General features: G+C 54.1%; 13 protein-coding genes. 6 read left to right on the top strand and 7 right to left on the bottom strand.

Annotated elements, in window-relative coordinates; genetic code table 11:
- Positions 1 to 50 precede the first annotated feature (50 nt).
- The 3 genes from G359_RS07935 to G359_RS07925 form a co-directional block, all read right to left on the bottom strand.
- Positions 51 to 1,004 carry a glycosyltransferase family 2 protein gene (locus tag G359_RS07935; protein WP_045835674.1) on the bottom strand — a complete coding sequence of 318 codons (954 nt, stop codon included), beginning with the start codon at positions 1,002 to 1,004 and terminating at the stop codon, positions 51 to 53.
- A 434-nt stretch (positions 1,005 to 1,438) separates the two neighbouring features.
- The gene (locus G359_RS07930; RefSeq protein ID WP_052699256.1) at positions 1,439 to 2,032 is read right to left on the bottom strand and encodes a response regulator transcription factor; all 594 of its coding nucleotides are present in this window, start codon (positions 2,030 to 2,032) and stop codon (positions 1,439 to 1,441) included.
- Between the two features lie 707 nt (positions 2,033 to 2,739).
- Positions 2,740 to 3,573, bottom strand: coding sequence for a sugar transferase (locus G359_RS07925; RefSeq protein ID WP_305809677.1), 834 nt, complete (start codon positions 3,571 to 3,573; stop codon positions 2,740 to 2,742).
- A 482-nt stretch (positions 3,574 to 4,055) separates the two neighbouring features.
- Between G359_RS07925 and G359_RS07920 the strand changes: the two genes are divergently transcribed.
- The 5 genes from G359_RS07920 to G359_RS07900 all read left to right on the top strand — a co-directional run bounded on the left by G359_RS07920 (position 4,056) and on the right by G359_RS07900 (position 9,002).
- Complete coding sequence (locus G359_RS07920) at positions 4,056 to 5,351, top strand: class I SAM-dependent methyltransferase (protein WP_045835673.1); 1,296 nt, start codon at positions 4,056 to 4,058, stop codon at positions 5,349 to 5,351.
- Positions 5,348 to 6,154, top strand: coding sequence for a glucose-1-phosphate cytidylyltransferase (locus tag G359_RS07915; protein WP_045835672.1), 807 nt, complete (start codon positions 5,348 to 5,350; stop codon positions 6,152 to 6,154). The genes G359_RS07920 and G359_RS07915 overlap by 4 nt, the downstream gene beginning before the upstream one ends.
- Complete coding sequence (locus G359_RS07910; protein WP_045835671.1) at positions 6,151 to 6,816, top strand: PIG-L deacetylase family protein; 666 nt, start codon at positions 6,151 to 6,153, stop codon at positions 6,814 to 6,816. Before G359_RS07915 ends, G359_RS07910 begins: the two co-directional genes overlap by 4 nt.
- Positions 6,817 to 6,987: 171 nt before the next feature.
- The gene (locus tag G359_RS07905) at positions 6,988 to 7,839 is read left to right on the top strand and encodes a glycosyltransferase family 2 protein (protein WP_197077551.1); all 852 of its coding nucleotides are present in this window, start codon (positions 6,988 to 6,990) and stop codon (positions 7,837 to 7,839) included.
- 80 nt (positions 7,840 to 7,919) lie between these two features.
- Positions 7,920 to 9,002 (top strand): glycosyltransferase family 4 protein, encoded by a 1,083-nt coding sequence (locus G359_RS07900; protein ID WP_082072868.1) that lies wholly within the window; start codon positions 7,920 to 7,922, stop codon positions 9,000 to 9,002.
- A gap of 14 nt (positions 9,003 to 9,016) precedes the next feature.
- Here G359_RS07900 and G359_RS07895 read toward each other — a convergent pair whose 3' ends face one another.
- The 4 genes from G359_RS07895 to G359_RS07880 all read right to left on the bottom strand — a co-directional run bounded on the left by G359_RS07895 (position 9,017) and on the right by G359_RS07880 (position 15,398).
- A complete protein-coding gene (locus G359_RS07895; protein WP_156150707.1) occupies positions 9,017 to 10,381 on the bottom strand; it encodes a hypothetical protein in 1,365 nt (454 codons plus the stop codon).
- A gap of 155 nt (positions 10,382 to 10,536) precedes the next feature.
- Complete coding sequence (locus G359_RS07890; protein WP_197077550.1) at positions 10,537 to 12,351, bottom strand: exopolysaccharide transport family protein; 1,815 nt, start codon at positions 12,349 to 12,351, stop codon at positions 10,537 to 10,539.
- Between the two features lie 11 nt (positions 12,352 to 12,362).
- Positions 12,363 to 13,580: a glycosyltransferase gene (locus tag G359_RS07885; RefSeq protein ID WP_082072867.1), complete on the bottom strand. Its 1,218-nt coding sequence runs from the start codon at positions 13,578 to 13,580 to the stop codon at positions 12,363 to 12,365.
- Positions 13,581 to 13,961: 381 nt separating this feature from the next.
- On the bottom strand, positions 13,962 to 15,398 hold the full coding sequence (locus G359_RS07880; RefSeq protein WP_045835667.1) for a lipopolysaccharide biosynthesis protein: 1,437 nt from the start codon (positions 15,396 to 15,398) through the stop codon (positions 13,962 to 13,964).
- Positions 15,399 to 15,915: 517 nt separating this feature from the next.
- Between G359_RS07880 and G359_RS07875 the strand changes: the two genes are divergently transcribed.
- The gene (locus G359_RS07875) at positions 15,916 to 16,833 is read left to right on the top strand and encodes a glycosyltransferase family 8 protein (RefSeq protein WP_045835666.1); all 918 of its coding nucleotides are present in this window, start codon (positions 15,916 to 15,918) and stop codon (positions 16,831 to 16,833) included.
- The last annotated feature ends 228 nt before the right edge of the window (positions 16,834 to 17,061 follow it).

Here is a 17,061-nt window from a genome sequence, read left to right as displayed (position 1 = left end):
GATATCATCGCTCAAACGATTTCCAATTCACGGCCATTTAAGTTACGTGTTTATACTTGGTGGTCTTGACCACCGAACGACCTGCGCACCGCGCTAACAGCTTGCCAGCTGCCCCTTCGCAAGGGGGCATAGGCGCTTGGCGCCACGGCACCGATCAACTCGAGGCTATATCGAGCGAGTTGCATTGGGGTCATCGCCCAGACCATCAGTCGGTAAAGAGTCTTGACCGGCGAGACGGTTCGCCGATGACGAAGGGCAATGGCGGTTAAGTGACGAATTAACAGCCAATGTTCCATGCCCGCCCATCGATCGGCGGATGTGTTCTGCCAAGCTCCGCGAGCCTTTTTGTCAATGTGAATTGATCGCGACGCGTGCTCCCTATTATATAAAACGGCGTCGCGAACACGGATGAATTTTCCCATCAGAGCCATCTCCGCAAGGAGCGCGCGGTCAGAGCCGTAATATGAGCGATGCATTGTGCTGGCCCGGAGGGCCTCACTGCGGAAGACTCCAAACATTTCGAAGCAGGTGAATTGGCCTGTCACAACAGTGGCGAACCGACGAACAGGGTCCGTGTCCACGATACTCGGCATCATGGTCCCAACCAAGGGGATCAACTTTCCTTGACCATCAATGCATTGCGTCTCGCCATAAGCCAAGACTGCATCAGGATCTGCATCCAGCGCGCTCGCACAAGACCCAACAAAAGTTGGGCTTATGTAATCGTCGTGGGCGCACCATTTGAAATATTTGCCCGTGCTCAGCCGAAAGCCCAAATTGAAGTTTTCAGACGCTCCTAAATTGCGCTCGTTGCGAAAATATCGGACGCGTTTGTCGGAGGCTGCTAGTTCTTCGCATATCTCTTGCGTCCGGTCCGTCGATGCGTTGTCGGTGATGATCAATTCGAAGTCAGAAAACTCCTGACTCAAAATCGAACGGCCCGCTTCGGCGAGAAATTTTTCACCGTTATAGACAGGCAGGGCCAAGGAGACGAGCGGGGCCAAAACCAGATACCTCTCGCAATCATGCTACCAGATCGAAAAACAAGCTTAGTTCGCGCCGCTACATTTTTCTGAATTGCTTGCGCGCTAGAACTGAGAATTTGTTGCGCAGGAGTTTCGGCCTAACAAGCCCCTTAATCGAGATAGGGCTAATTTTGGTCAGCGGTTCGGTCCGGTAACTCCGTCAAATGCCCGTCAAGCTTGCCAGGAATGACCAGGTTCTTTCTTTTTTCGGCAAGTCGACCCCGGCCTTCTGAAAACAACAAAGCACACGATGGCCAGCGGTCGATCAAAGGCCAGCGCCTCTGCTCATTCTCGTTCAATGAGGGGTTCTTATATTTTTGAATCGCTGCCTGACACCATTAGCCCACGTCTCATCTCGCGGGCCATTTGACTGGACAACGCTATTCCTTCGGAGGAAATCAAACGGCGGCGAACTAAGCCCGATGCTCTTGCAAAAGCTCGTTGGCGAGGTAGGCCACTTCGGTTCTGTTCTTCGCGTTGAGCTTCTTCATAATATTTCGCACGTGAACCTTAACGGTGCTCTCACACATATTGAGCTCATAGGCGATGATCTTATTCGCCTTGCCTTTTCGTAGCGCATCGATCACGGCAATCTGGCGCTTCGTGAATATTTTTTTGTGGCTCGCCTCTGGGCGCTGCGCTTCGCTTATCGCGTGGCGCGCGGCGAGCAAAGTGTTGATTGGGAAGTACTGGCCTCCGGCGAGTATCAGGCGCAGCGCATGAGCTGCTAGTTCGAGCGAAATATCCGCCGGCATGAAGCCATTCGCGCCGGCTTCCATGATCGCGAGAATAAAATCGAATTTATCCGCGTCCGACATGACAACGATCGGCGCGACGCATCCGCCTTCTTTCAATTTCGTGAGCTGAGAAAGCGCGTCTCTCTCGTCGACGCCCATCGCACAAATAACAATTATGGCCGCTTGCAATTTACCGGCCTTCGCCAGGTATTCATCGGCCGTTGAAACGCCGACGCCTCGAAGCGCTGTTGCCTCAGACAGATTTGTCAAAATGCAGTTGCGAACAAACGATCGGCTCTCAATTACGATGACTGATGCCGCATCTTGTCGCTTTGCGGCTTCTGCTGCAGCGGAAGGTGCCTCGGCAGAGCTTGCGTCCTTGTCAGTCCTACTTTTTAGGGTCCGCCAACTATTATCTAGCCCATTGGAAGAGATGACCATTACCCGCGCTCCGGTTACGCATTACTCGCATTACTGCTATCGACGTGCCTTGACCTCGGCGCTTCCTCTTGATCAAGCCCACAAGCCCCCTCCCCATAGTGATATTCGGCCTATTTTGATTTGTTTTAATATGTGTACCAATTACTTGTTAGCGCCCTTTCGGCGCAAACCCAACGCTTTTGATTAAATTTTTCGCTTAGTATTAATTGTCGCAACAGGCCCCCCTGCAAAAGAGAACTCTCATTGATGCGGTTGACGACACTTGCGCGTCATGACCCCAAGGCCTCTCCGCGTACCGGCGCGGGCGAGGGTCTCCATAAGTGGAAAGGTCTTTGCTGAGCCGCGCCATCTACGTCAGGGAGCCCTGCAACTCCCCTCGCACATTCGGAGATCCAGAAGCGACGATGACAGAAGGAATGGACCATCCATCTCATGCCCAGGAATGCTTTTGAAAGAAAGCGACCCCCTTTGCGAGCGGCCGACATAAAAGCTGAATATGATGGTCGACGCTTCGATCGCGACGAACAAAGATCGAACTAAACTGCGTGGATTGTATTGAAGATCGCTGGAACGGTTTGAACGATGATGAGTACGTCTTTTGTCAATGTCCAATTGCGGACATAGGCCGAATCCATCTCGATTCTCTGCTCGAATGAGAGCGAGCTTCTACCACTGACCTGCCACAATCCCGTTACTCCCGGGCGCGCACGCATGTAATCACCGGCTGAAGATCCGTAACGTTCAAGCTCTTGGAAAACCACAGGTCGCGGCCCGACCAGGCTCATTTCGCCCCGTAGCACGTTAATCAACTGCGGTAATTCGTCGAGGCTCGACTTTCGCAAAAAACGACCTATACGCGTTACACGCGGATCATTTTCCAGCTTGCGCCTCTTTCGCCATTCGTCTGCGGCAGCAGTATTGTTCTCGAGAAAATGTTGGAAGTCAGCCTCGCTGTAGGCAATCATCGTTCGAAATTTCAGGCAATAAAATGGAGTTCCATTAAATCCAATCCGCTTGTGCCGATAGAGTACTGCCCCGCCCATGCTCAGCTTCACGGCGGCGACGACTAAAATCAGCAACGGCGCAAGGGCAACTAATGCCGTTGCCGCTATGATGAAGTCGAGAGTACGCTTCCACGTACCTCCGATGGGTGGGACCCTGGTCCTTGCAGGAGCTGGGAGATATATCGCGCGGCCTTCGTCATTTTCCCGTAGTACAGCCTCTCCCGAGGGTGGGGCCTTGCAATGTAAAGCCTGATCGGATCCGCGGACGCCCTCGGCTCGGCTTTGTCTGTTCGAGCTATCGTTTCGGGCGCTGACGATGCGTCCGGCCGCCGTGAAATCGGCGGAAGAAAAAGCAGACTCTATCAACTCAGAAGTCCCGCACTAAAACAGAAGCAAACAATATTTTAGGACTTTATTGTCGGCGGAAGGCCAAAAAATTCAATAGCGGTAAAAGGATGTAGCAAAAGGCGAACGAAATCAGCCGAAGGCATTATGCGTCGGCCATCGTTTCTTTTGCTGTGCCACACGGCGGTTTTTTTGGACGGGAGTAACGAGCAGCGGTGCGTCTCTGAAGCGATTAAATACGCTTTTGTGCGGGCCACCGATGGATTGGGGACAATGCCTACTCCTAAGGACGTAGCTGGTAACCAGATCGCCCCAGAATTGTAGATTTTTATCGAACTTCGAGAGATTGTCCGAAGCGCCGGTCGGCACTCTTCAATATTGCGTGGGATTCGGCGGTATCACGAACGACGGGCTGTGCGAGATGGCGCAGTTGGAAAGCGTGTAATTTACTAACGTTTCGATCAGCGTTTGGGACCGAAGGCGACAAAAGTGCGGGGCTTAATATGAATCAGGAAACCGCCAGCGATTATCGGGCCGAGGCTCAAGAAATCACACCGCATCGCTGTCGCCTATGCGGCAGCAAGGTCGAACGCACTTTTGTCGATCTCGGCATGTCCCCGCTGTGCGAAAGCTTTGTTCCTCCGAATCGCGCGGATGACATGGAGCCGTTCTATCCGCTGCATGCGCTCGTCTGCGGCGAATGCTTTCTCGTGCAGCTGAAAGAGTACGTCAGCCCCGAAAATATCTTTGAAGAGTATGCCTACTTCTCTTCCTATTCGACGTCTTGGGTGAGCCACGCCAAAGCCTATACCGAGATGATCATCGAACGACTGAGTCTTGGCAGCGAGAGCTTAGCGGTCGAACTCGCAAGCAACGATGGATATCTCCTCCAGCATTTTCTACCTTTCGGCATACCAGTGCTCGGCGTTGAGCCAGCCGCGAACGTCGCACAGACTGCGATCCGGAAGGGCATTCCAACAGAAGTCGATTTCTTCGGCGTACGCGTTGCCCAGGATCTCGCACGCCGCTTCGGCCAAGCGGATCTCATCGCGGGAAACAACGTGCTCGCGCAGGTTCCGGATCTCAATGACTTCGTGGCCGGCATCCGTGTGCTCCTGAAACCCGAAGGGATCGTCACCCTCGAGTTTCCGCATTTGCAGCGCCTGATGGAGGAAAACCAGTTCGACACGATCTACCACGAGCACTTTTCCTACTTCTCTCTCCTCACTATCGAGAAAATGGCGGCGCGCCACCAACTGAAACTGGTCGATGTCGAAGAGCTATCGACGCATGGCGGGTCGTTGCGCGTTTACCTGGCGCATGAGCAATCGAACCAGAAGCCAACCAAGTCTGTGGAGGCGCTGCTTCAGCGCGAAGAAAGTCTTGGGTTTCGCGACCTCGACACATACTCCTCCTTCGGCGAGCAGGTGACCCGAACCAAACGGCGGCTGCTATCCTTCCTGATCAAGGCCAAGGAAGAAGGCAAAACGATTTGCGGATATGGCGCGCCCGGAAAGGGCAATACACTTTTGAACTATTGCGGAATTGGCCTCGACTTCCTCGAATTCACCGTCGACCGCAACCCCTATAAGCTTGGCCGCCTTACCCCCGGTACGCGCATCCCGATCCGTTCCATCGACGCCATCGATGCCATCAAGCCGGATCTCGTGCTCATCCTGCCCTGGAATCTCAAGCAAGAGATCATCGCTCAGATGCGGCACATCGGAGAGTGGGGCGGTAAGTTCGTTGTTCCAATTCCTGAAGTCACTGTCGTCGACCCAAGGGAGTTCAGTCTGTGAAGGTCGTTTTATTTTGCGGCGGTCTGGGGACGCGCATTCGCGAATATTCCGAAAATATTCCGAAGCCGATGATCCCGGTTGGGCAACAGCCAATCCTGTGGCATCTCATGCAGTATTACAGCCGTTACGGGCATCGGGATTTTATCCTCTGCCTTGGCTATAAAGCCAACATCATCAAGGAATTTTTTCTCAATTACCGGCCGCAGGTCTACACCGATTGCGTTGTTTCCCATCACGGCTCAAAAGTCGAGTATCTCAACGAGCTCCCGAAAGATTGGAACGTATCGCTTATCGATACGGGCATATGGCGTAACATCGGCGAACGCTTGTGGGCTGTGCGCTCTCACGTTGAGAAAGACGAAATCTTCCTCGCGAACTACAGCGATGGCCTGAGCAACGTCAACCTCGATGACGTTATCGAAACGTTCAAAGCGAGCGGAAAAGTCGCGTGCTTCATGGCGGTTCGGCCGCCACTCACGTTCCACCTTGTCGACATGACGTCCGAGGGGCAGGTCAAGCAGCTTCGGCCTTCCGACGCATCCGATATCTGGATCAACGGCGGCTTCTTCGTTATGCGGCGCGAGATCTTCGACTACATGGAACCAGGCGACGAACTCGTGCACAAGCCATTTGAGCGATTGATCAAAGCCGATCAGCTGCTTGCCTACAAACATGAGGGATTCTGGCGCCCCATGGATACCTTGAAAGACCGCCAAGTTCTCGAGGACATGGCGGAGAGGGGCTCGATGCCGTGGGCAGAAGACCCGCCGACAATCCGTACTTCAAAAGCGGCTTGCGAATGAAAGGTCTGAAATTCGCTCATTCCGAAAAGCCTCTCTCGGTACTCTGCCTTGGCGCACATTCTGACGATATTGAGATCGGGCTTGGCGGCGCGCTTCTCAATTGGATCAACGCGTACGCGAAGCTCGACGTTCACTGGTGCGTCGCAAGCGCCGCCGGTGCGCGGAAAGAAGAAGCAGAGAACTCCGCAGCAGCCTTTCTTGCCGGCGCGCGCTCGACCACCATCGAACTTAGAGAATTCAAGGACGGCTTCTTTCCCCATCAGAACGCCGACTTAAAGAACTGGTTTGAAGACTTAAAAAGCCGGGTCTCCCCAGATGTTATTTTTACGCATCGGAGAGATGACGCGCACCAAGATCACCGCGAGTTATGTCAGCTGACTTGGAACACGTTTCGCGATCATGTCATCGTCGAATACGAAATCCCCAAGTGGGATGGCGATCTCGGCCAGCCGAACTTTTATGTCCCAATCCGCGCTGCTGATCTCGATCGCAAGATCGAGCTGCTCAACAGGCATTTCGGCACTCAGCGCTCGAAGGATTGGTTTGACGCCGAGACCTTCCGCGGGCTGGCGCGTCTTAGAGGAATGGAGTGCCGTGCCGAAGAGCGCTACGCGGAGGCTTTTGTTGCTCGCAAGCTAAGCTTTGGCCCAAACGCCTTTTGACGGGAGATTGGATTGCGCTGGCTCGCGTACGGCTCCCAAACGGGCACGCCCTGGCACGACGGCGGTGCGCCTCGTTAATGCATCAACCTCTGACCAAGTTGACAGGAATTGGCAGTGGAGTGACGCTTGTAGTGTTTGCTGATTATGCGGGTTAGTAGGATGTTAACGAGCGTGATAATCGCAACATCGGGACGTCCCGATGTTGTTTCAAAGACCTTAGCGATCCTCGAGCGGCAAACCGTTCAGGCCCACGAATTTATTATTTCCTGCGTCAGCGATTCCGACGTCGGCGCGATTCCACCTCACCTCAAAGTGAAAATCGTGAAGGGCGCCGCCGGCCTCACCAGACAACGCAATGCCGGTCTGCGAAGCGTATCCGCGGAATCTGATATCGTGGTTTTTTTCGACGATGATTTCGTGCCCGACTTCCATTGGATCGAGGCCGCCGAAAATTATTTCGCAGCACATGCCGACGTCGCTTGCCTGACCGGCGCGTTGATCGCCGACGGTATCAACGGCCGCGGACTGACTTTCGATGATGCCCTACGGCTGATTGAATCGAACGAGCCTTCCAATAACTCTTTGGCCCTTCCGGGTTATAGTCCATACGGCTGCAATATGGCGTTCAGAAGAAGCGCCATTCGCTCCGAATTTTTCGACGAACGCCTCGTCCTGTATGCATGGCAAGAGGACCGCGATTTCGGCGCACGCGTGGCCAAACATGGCAATCTAGTTAAGATTGGCGCGGCCAAAGGCGTTCATCTCGGTTTAAAGAAAGCGCGCATTTCAGGAGTGAAGCTCGGCTATTCGCAAGTCATCAACCCTTTCTATCTTTGGCAAAAGGGGACGATGTCGACCTTCGACGTCCTCAGTCACGTCGGCGGGAATATGATAGCCAACATCGTCCGTTCATTCCGCCCTGAACCCTACATCGACAGGATCGGACGTCTTCGGGGTAACGCTATTGCCTTTTGCGATTTAGCTCGAGGCCGAATTACGCCGGAACGCGCGGCGGCATTGTGATAGAAACTCAGCCCACAGAAAAACTCGCGAGTCCCGCCGAGCGATCACGTCTCGAAACGCAAATCAATTGTAAAAGGCAGATGTCCCACCAAGCTGGTGCCTCCGAGTGGTCAATTAATGGCCGGTTCTTCAGCCAAAAAACAACTGGGGTGCAGCGCTACGCATCGGAGATCGTTGCCGCGATCGACACGCTCGACGATCTCAGGCCCGGCGAAGCAACGATGTTCATCGCGAACAGCGCGCCGGCGCCTATCGCTCTCAATAGTATTGAACTCTGTGCCGTAGGCCAGTCGGCAAATCAGATATGGGAGCAGTGGCAATTGCCGCGCTCAACATCGAAGCCAATACTCAATCTGTGTAACCGCGGGATAATCGCAGCGAAGCAACAGACAATATGCATACACGATACGAACGTCTTCACCTGCCCAGAGAGCTACAGCCGCCAGTTTCGCCTTTTCTACAAAGCCTTGCTTCCGTTTTTTGCGCGCAGGGCGTCACGATTGACGACGGTATCGAGCTACTCGGCCGACGAGCTCAGCACACGTTTCGACATCCCCCGAGAGCGGATAACCGTGCTGTACAACGGACACGAGCACGCCTTCCGCTGGCGCGCCGCAAACTCCGATATCATGCGAAGGTTTCGATTTGATCGTCCTTTCGTTCTCACCATTGGAAGTCAGGCGAAGCACAAGAACATCGGGATGCTCATGGGGCTTGCCGACGCGCTCGATGATATGGGAGTGGATCTCGCCGTCGCTGGCGGAAGCGGCGGCATTTTTGCCGATGATGCGAATAGGAAACAGGCCAACGTTCGTTTGCTCGGATACGTATCTGATGACGACCTCGCGGCGCTGTTGTCGAATGCTTTATGCTTGGCTTTTCCCTCGCTGACGGAGGGCTTCGGGCTGCCACTTGTGGAAGCGATGGCGCTTGGATGTCCGGTAATATCCTCAAACTCTGCGTGCATGCCCGAAATTTGCGGCGACGCCGCGTTGTTCGCGGATCCGACGGACCCTTCTTCTTGGCGACGTCAAATCAAAACGCTTCTCGACTCAAAGTCACTTCAAGGGGAACTTAGCTCGAGAGGCCGACTTCATGTGCGCCGCTTTTCTTGGCGCCAGTCGGCAGCAGGCTACCTCGGGCTGATGCGATCACTGAGTTGATCAACTACTCTACCTCAGGTTGGCAGCCCTCGTTGCGGTTCGTAATGCTGCCGGCTGAACGGCACTCCGACGTAGGAAACTGCGGATGCAACGCCGCACCAGAAGTAGAACGTCACCCCCAAGTCGAACACACCGGAAGACAGTAGACCGCAGATCAGAATCGCCACGATCTGGCTCTTCGCCAATGCCGAGAGCAAAAATTGCGAATGCTCCATTCTTGCAGACCTACGCAACAGCCTGCCTGCGAATGCGAAGAACAACACGACGCCTATGACACCAAGGTTAGAAAGAAGAACAAGCAGAAAGCTACTGGCGCGCGCGCTGCCAAGCCCCGCGCCGATACCGAAGGTATCCGTAAAATTGCCCCAGGCACGAACGTTCATCGCTGCTCGCTCGATACCCGAATCCGATTGGCTCTTATTCAGTGTCGCTTGAAGAATATCGGATACCGTTGCTGGAACCATATCGAAGGCATACATCGCGCCGACGAGAAGAATACCCACCAAAACTCCAGCCACCGCAATCTGCTGCCTCGGCGACCATCCTGACGTTAGCAGAGCAAAGGTCAGCCAGCTCAAGATAATGAGAGTAAAGACTCCCAAGGCGCCGTATCCCGTTGTCGATGTCGATATAATCACCAAAGCCAGATTTCCGAACATGAGCGCAAATGTTCCGCGCTGTCTCGATCCAGCTTGCCATATCACGAACATGCCGACGAACATTTGGAATGAGAAAGACGCAAACGCGCTCGGCTCCGGAAACGTTCCGACGATACGGCGGATGCCGCCAGCAGCTTGTCCGATGTGAATATCGTAGCCCCCGGAACGGAATGGCTCCAGCAGGAACGTCGTCCCCAAGCTGTAAGTGACAACATCGGCAAACGCGAATGCTATGTTAAGGAGAGCCAGAAACTGAAAGGAACGAACAAAAATATTGGGGCTAACGAGACGGACGTACGCGTGGGCAACGGCGAATATTGCCAACCCCTGCAGAATATAAAGCGATTGCGTGATGTTCCCGCTACCACTTGCCAGAGGCCGCGCGGACAGCCCCTCCTGTTCAGAAATTCCGCGATCAGCATACAGAACGTACGTGGCGCCCTTCAGCATCTGAGGAAAAAATATCGCTGAAAGCACAGCGTATATTGCAAGAATCGCAAGCAGGAACCCCGGTCGAGGCGGGGCTAGACTTGAGAGAGAAGTTGAAATCCCGCCAGGCAAAATCGCCGCGCGTAAGCAGAAAAACAGCGCAAACAGATTGACTGGCGGAATGCTGGCGCCCCCGACGGAGAAAGTTCCTGCCGCGTTGGCGATGGAAAAGGACATCAGCAGATAGACGGCGAAGCTCGGTCGCGCCGACAAACAGGCGACGCCCAGCACGATCGTGACGAGGCCGAAAAGCGTCACGCTTACCGTCCCCTAAAAAAAGTCTAGGAAAGCAGCGAAGCGCGTTTTGCCCACGCATCGAAATGAGTGTGCAAGCCTTCGGTCAGCACGCAACTTCACTAGCTTCAATTTCTGGCGTTTTCTCGCCATCATGCATCCTTGCCGAGGTCAGGATCAGCTTTGTTCATGACGCAGCCCACATACGGAGTTCCCGCCGAAGCCAACCAGCCAAGTTCTTCCCGGTATTTATCCTGGCGCGTGTGCGCGTGCTGCACCACCAGAATGATGCCATCAAGCCATCGGGAGAGTGAAACGGCGTCGGAGCTCTCCGACAGTGTCGGCAGATCGATAACGACGATGTCGTATGCGGACCGCAGCTCATCGAGACCTAAACGATCGCGGCCGCCATCAACCAAGTCGGCGAGACTTTGCGAAGTCGTCAAAGCACCGATCGGTAAAAAGGAGAATCCTTGCGGAAGACCCGTAATCGCAAATCTTTGCGGGCTCTGATGAGCTCGCACTGCATCGTACAATCCGAGCGATGCGTCCGGGGCAAGAATCCGGCTCGCACTCGGATTGTAGGCGCATGCATCAATGAGTAGCGTGCGATATCCGCTTGCGGCGCAAAGCGCTGAGAAGTTCGCTGCTATTGCCGTTTTCCCTTCGCCGCGCTCGATCGACGAGACCCCAATAATTCTGGCCTTCGTAGGAGGCAATGCCGAAAAAATTGCCGATCGCACGCGCCTCAGATCGTTGCTCACGCGCAGCGGCGGGAGATTGATTAAAGCGTCAAGCCGCAGATCCTCTCGTTGGGGAGGGCTCAACGCATATGCTTTGATAGCAGTCAGGATGCGCAAGATTCGGCCCTTGCCGCGCGCGCTCGACAGCGTTTTCATCTTCCCGGCGTGTATGACGGCGCCACAATACCTCGCGCGCTCATCGGAAAGAAGAAACGCTGGCGATCGGATGGTATGGTTGAGCGACTGACGTAACAGCGCCAGAGCGCCCCCTGCAAGTGCTCCCGCGAACGCGGCAAAAACGATGATTGCCGCTTTCTTCGGAGACTTCTCCGCCAAACCTGGCGTTGCGGAGGAAAGAAGCCGAGCATCCGCAACCGGATACGAGACGAGCTGCTCGGTCTGGAAATACTTCAAAAGGAAACTATCGTACATCTGCCGATAGCTCTGCGCGACGCTTTCAAGCTCTGCGAGCTTGACACGTGAGTCAGCCGGCGATCCACTGCCTACCGATTTGAAGTTCTCGACCTCCTGGAGCGCGTTGAAGGCTTGGCCGCGAAGATAGTCCAAGCGCTTTTCCAGCCAGCTAGCCCCCTTCTGGGCCGCACCCGACTTGTCCTGAAGAGCGACGTCAATGTAGCCCTGCGCTACGGCGTTGGCGATCAGTGCGGCTTTCTCGGCGCTACCTGACGCAAATGATATTTCCAGTGCCGTCGACTGGCCGATCCGCCTGACATTCAACTTGTTCGTCAGCGCAACGACCGCCTTCTCGATGTTTGCCTGCTGGTCCTGCGAAGCCGCCGTCCCCTGCCGCCCGACGAAAGAAGGATCCTTATCGAGCGAAAGAGACTGAACAACCGCCGTGGCTACTCTTCCGGATTTGATGATCTCAACTTGGCTGTCAATTCGTGCGCTCGTTTCGACGGTTTGCCCACGATCTTCATTGACCAAGGCCGAATTAGCATTCGGCTCAAACATCACCGTCGCACTTGCCGTGAAGCTCGGAGACACCATAGACGTCCCGACGATCGCCAAAAATATCGCCGCTGCACTAAACAGCGCGAACATCCGCCAGTTTCGTTCGATAAACCGGAAGATGTCCCGCGCGCTAATCGCGTGCATCGCCGTTGGATTATTGGCGTCCGGAGAAAACCCGGCTTCCGGCGGTCTAGCCGGATAATTGGACGCGTTGCGGGCATTGTTTGGAAATTCTGACGAACTCGTCATCACGTCATCCATTAGGCGCCGCTTTCCTTCGGGTCCAGACTGCGTAACCCCACGCGCCGTGCCACTTTGCTTGTCGAGAATTCAGCAATCCGGTTATCCGTCTCCAGATGGCCTCCGGAGTGGCGTGTTCGGGCCATGCGGTTTTCAACGAGCGCCGCATCGATCGCGGCGATGGTCTCGCGCCTGAAACGGTCGACACTGAACGTTTCCGCGTGCGCGATGATAGCGTTGCGGTCAAAAGACATCGTTTCGATGCGGTCAACAGCATCAATCAGGGCGTCGACATCGTGATCGTGAAAGAACGTTCCCGTCCGTCCATCAATTACCGTTTCCAGCGCACCCCCGCGGCCATAGGCAACGACAGGGCTTCCACTCGCCATTGCCTCCACGGGGACGATGCCGAAATCTTCTTCATTCGGAAAAATGAGTGCACGGCACCGCGCGTAGTGATGACGAAGCACAGAGAAGGGTTGCGCCCCAAGAACCTTTACGTTCGGCTTCGCAAGCTCGCGGATTTCGCCGAGCATTTCGCCGCCACCGATGACGACGAGCTTCATACCGCTTTTGTTGAAGGCCCGGACGGCGAGATCGGGACGCTTGTAGCGGAGGAGCTCGCCCACCATCAAATAATAGTCTTCGACGGATTCGGCCGGGACGCGTTCAAAGTTGGCGACTTCGACCGGCGGATATATGACCTGGGCGTCGCGGCGATAGTATTTCTTTATCCGAGACGCGACGTTGTGCGAGTTGGCGAGGAAGGCGTCCACGCGATGCGCTGCGCTTTCATCCCAAGTGCGAAGGTAGTGTGTGAGCAACGGCATACTGATGCGTGCTAAAGCGCCGGCAGAAGCGCGGTAGTCGGGATACATGTTCCAGATATAGCGCATCGGCGAATGGCAATAACATACGTGCAACGAATCCGGTGACGGGATAATGCCTTTCGCCGGCCCGGACTCACTGCTGATCACGAGGTCGTAATCGCGCATATCAAGATTCTCGAGCGCCATCGGCATAAGCGGCAGGTAGGACTTGTAAAACCTACGCGCGTACGGAAGGTCGGCGATAAAGCTCGTTTTGATGGTGTGGCGCTTCAGCTTCTCCGAAATCGCGTCGGGCGCAACGACGTGCGTAAAAATATCGGCGTCTGGGAAGATATCGCACAGCGCCTCGAGCACTTTCTCGCCGCCTCGCATCCCGACGAGCCAGTAGTGCACTAGCGCGACCTTCATGAATTCCTCATCGATAACAGCATTTGAAAATCACTGAAAAAGTCATCGCGCCATATGAAATACCGCAATCCATATCCCGCTTCGGCAGCCTCTACGACACCAGCTGCCAAGCACGGTGACTGGCCGGCCGGCGCTCCGAACTCGCATGCGGCATGCTGAGTGTTATTCATTATCGGCGGCGACAACCTATTCACAAGTGAACAAAGCAATTTAGCTTACCGGAGAAAACCATCCACGCGGCGCACGATCCCGTTCGTAATCTTAACCGGAAACTTCTTTGCGGCGACATCGTGATTAGGCCCTACCTGATTATGACTTTTCAATCTGCAATAGAGCGCATCGCTGGCGTGCTATTGCGCCCGAGACTGAAGATTATCGCTACTAGACGTCGACCAATTGAAGGTGGTTTTTCCCCGCAGCAAGCCTCAATCCGCACGCGTAGAGAACACCGATATAAACCGACGCGCCGATTAATGCGGTTGAAACGAGTTCGACGAAGATGTTGAGGTGAAGCGGCCCGACGGAGCCGCGGAAGATGAACACCGTAGCAGCCATTGCTGCTAAAGCGACAGCGATCTTCCATAAGTTTTTCAACTGATCCGCCACGCTGATCCCCGACACACGACGGGAATAAATCAGATATACGACAAACATGATTGCCGCGATCAGTCCGCGTGCCGCGGTTACGCCGTGGACCGAGTACAAATAGAGTCCAAGCGGGATCAGTATAATCCGTGCCACGATATCGATCACATTTACGTAGAACACGATGACGGGCTTATTGACCGCAAGACTGAACGCACTCAGCGTTTGGTTATAGGGGATCGCCAGAAACGTCGGCGCCAATATTTGGAGCAATGGCGCAGCATCGTGCCATTGGGGACCAAGGAGCAGTGCGACGGATAGATCCGCCGTTTGCGAAATTCCCATACATATCGGTGCCGAGATTAACATCGCGAAGCGCGTAGCTTTAAGGAAGGCGATCCTCAATCTCTCGGGATCGAGACTGATCTTCGCGAACGCCACAATCAGCGGCTGAGTAGCCGGTCCGATCAAGCTCTGCGCGGGGAAATTGGATAAGTCGCTGGCCAAAGTGTACTGCCCGAGCGTTGCTTTATCGACAAATTTTCCGAGCAGGATGCGGTCGAACTGCCAGATAAACGCCGATAAAATCTGGGAGCCGCTGAACCACCCTATGAAGCCGGAGAAATCACCGAATTTCGCAAGCGAGAGGTGGGGTCTGTATGGTGCAAGCACATAGGATGCGATGACGCCTGCTACCGACGCCGCCACTGAATTGACAACGATTGCCCAATATCCTCCACCCAAAAATACAGTCGCGATTGCAAACGCTGCCCCCGTCAGTTTCGCAACAAATTCACCTGCGAATATCGGCTGAAAGCTGAGTTCGCGACCGAAGGCCACCATATTTGGACTGGCCAGGCCCTTGGCGATGGGTCCGATCGCCATCGTCATCAACACGGGCGCCAAACGAGGATCGCCGTATAGTTGAGACAATGGGTGCGCCGTCACTATGAAGAGCATCGCTATCAAAGCGCTGCGAAGAAAGCTCAGAGTAAACCCGGTATCGACGTGCGACTTGTCAACCTCCCTGAGCCGCATGAGCAGCTGCATTACTGGAAGTTCCAGGACCGTGTCCACGATCGCGACGAGCGACGTGGCGATAGCTGCGATTCCGAAATCGGCGGGAGTGAGTATCCGGGCCAAGACCAGGAGCGTCAGCAGATCGATCGCTCGACCAAGGAAGCGTGAGAAGACGAGCCACCCTCCGCCTTTGACAGCCTTCATCGCAAGCATACGGAAATCTTCTTCCTTACCGAATGATGGTATCGCGTCGTTGCTCCGGCATTACCGTGTGCACTTCCGTCGGGACTGCGTGTTTAGGCGCTGCAGGCACGCCATCGGTATGCCGGCATCACTACATTTTAATTCCGGCCAATTTCAGCGAATTGGCACGATACCCCTAGCCAAGACGACGCGTGCAACTGGTTTGCCCAATGCAATTTCAAGTCAAAGCGGACATCAGGCCAACAACACCAACTTTGGATCGACCGCGGTCTTCGGCCGGTGCGTGTGCGTTGGAATGCACAATCAGTGCCACTCTTCGCTCAGTGGTAGTCCCACTCCGCATTAATGGGTAACGCGCGTAAACCTCGCAAAACCGGCGCTGAGAATTGCGCAACTGACCAAGGTCGTAGATATTCAGTCCAAGGACCGAGAAGGTCCTTACCGAGGTTTTGACCCAGAATGAAACCTTGTCGTTTGTGTGAGAAGCGTTTGCCGGCGAGCCACTCGCTGCCGACATGGAGTAATTATGGGCCGGAATTGCATAGCCTACGTTAGCGATCTTAACTATCTTGTACCCACGTTCGTTTCCGCGCTACAGGCCCGATCATTTTCACGCCCAGAAACTGACGTCGTAATTGTTTTGAGCGAGAAGCCCAAAGACAGCCAATTACTCGACGCCTGCAAAGAATATAACATAGGTATATTGGACGCGAGCGACGTCCTAGATGCTCGATTGCGCGATCTCAACGAGAGTGCATTTGCTGGTCGCATCCCTGCGACCGCCATGGGACGATTGCTATTGGGAGAAATACTCCCAAATAAATACGAGCAAGTCATATATTTAGACGGCGACACACAAATAGTTGCCTCCCTCAATGAATTAGAAGATTACAAGGTTCCTCCCGGAAAGTTTTTGGCGTCGCTTGACTACGTTGCGATAAGCGACATTCTTTTCGATAGATCGTTTTCAGTATATTTCAACTCGGGAGTTTTGAAATTTAATCGAGAAGGATGGATAGGGCCCGAAGCTTTTGAGTACTATAGATTAAACGGCTCTTCCGTAAATTTACACGATCAAGGCGCCCTGAACGCGGTGGCCGCCGCCTCGCTGGTACTTATTTCAAATAGGTGGAATTTCCCGAAGCAGTTTCTACATCTGCTTAGCGACAATCGCCCGGCAATTATTCATTTCACCGCCCATCCGAAGCCGTGGGACGGTGTTTTCTTCCCGTGGGGCAAGGCTCAGCATCAAATATACCGAGAGGTTCTGTCCAAGCATCCTTTTCTAAAGGACTATCTTCCGAAAATATCCCTGGCGAGGTTGGTAGCGTATAAATTCAGATCTATTAGAGAGAGTATTTCGAGTCTGCTTTCTCAAGTGGAAAATAAGAGATTGCAGAAAAACATCAAAAAATTATTCCTAGAAGAATCTTTTCCATTGTGATCGCTATTCGTCCCTGGAGATCGAATGAGGCTCCCCGTGTCACTTCGTCCGACACCTGTTTGTTACACGAGGCGATCAGCCAAAAACGGTATAAAATCGGCTCAGGCATTCAGCATTTTGATGATTTAGATCGAGCCTTCGACGCTGAAATTTGCGCGCCTCCGTGCTCATCCGTGTCTAGCGTTATCAACCTCCGACCTTGGTTAAACTTTGGTCGGCCAATCAATA

The organism is Hyphomicrobium sp. 99, assembly GCF_000384335.2.
GTDB lineage: Bacteria > Pseudomonadota > Alphaproteobacteria > Rhizobiales > Hyphomicrobiaceae > Hyphomicrobium_B.
Note: the sequence above shows the minus strand (reverse complement) of the source record. Positions and strands in the feature narration are given on the sequence as shown.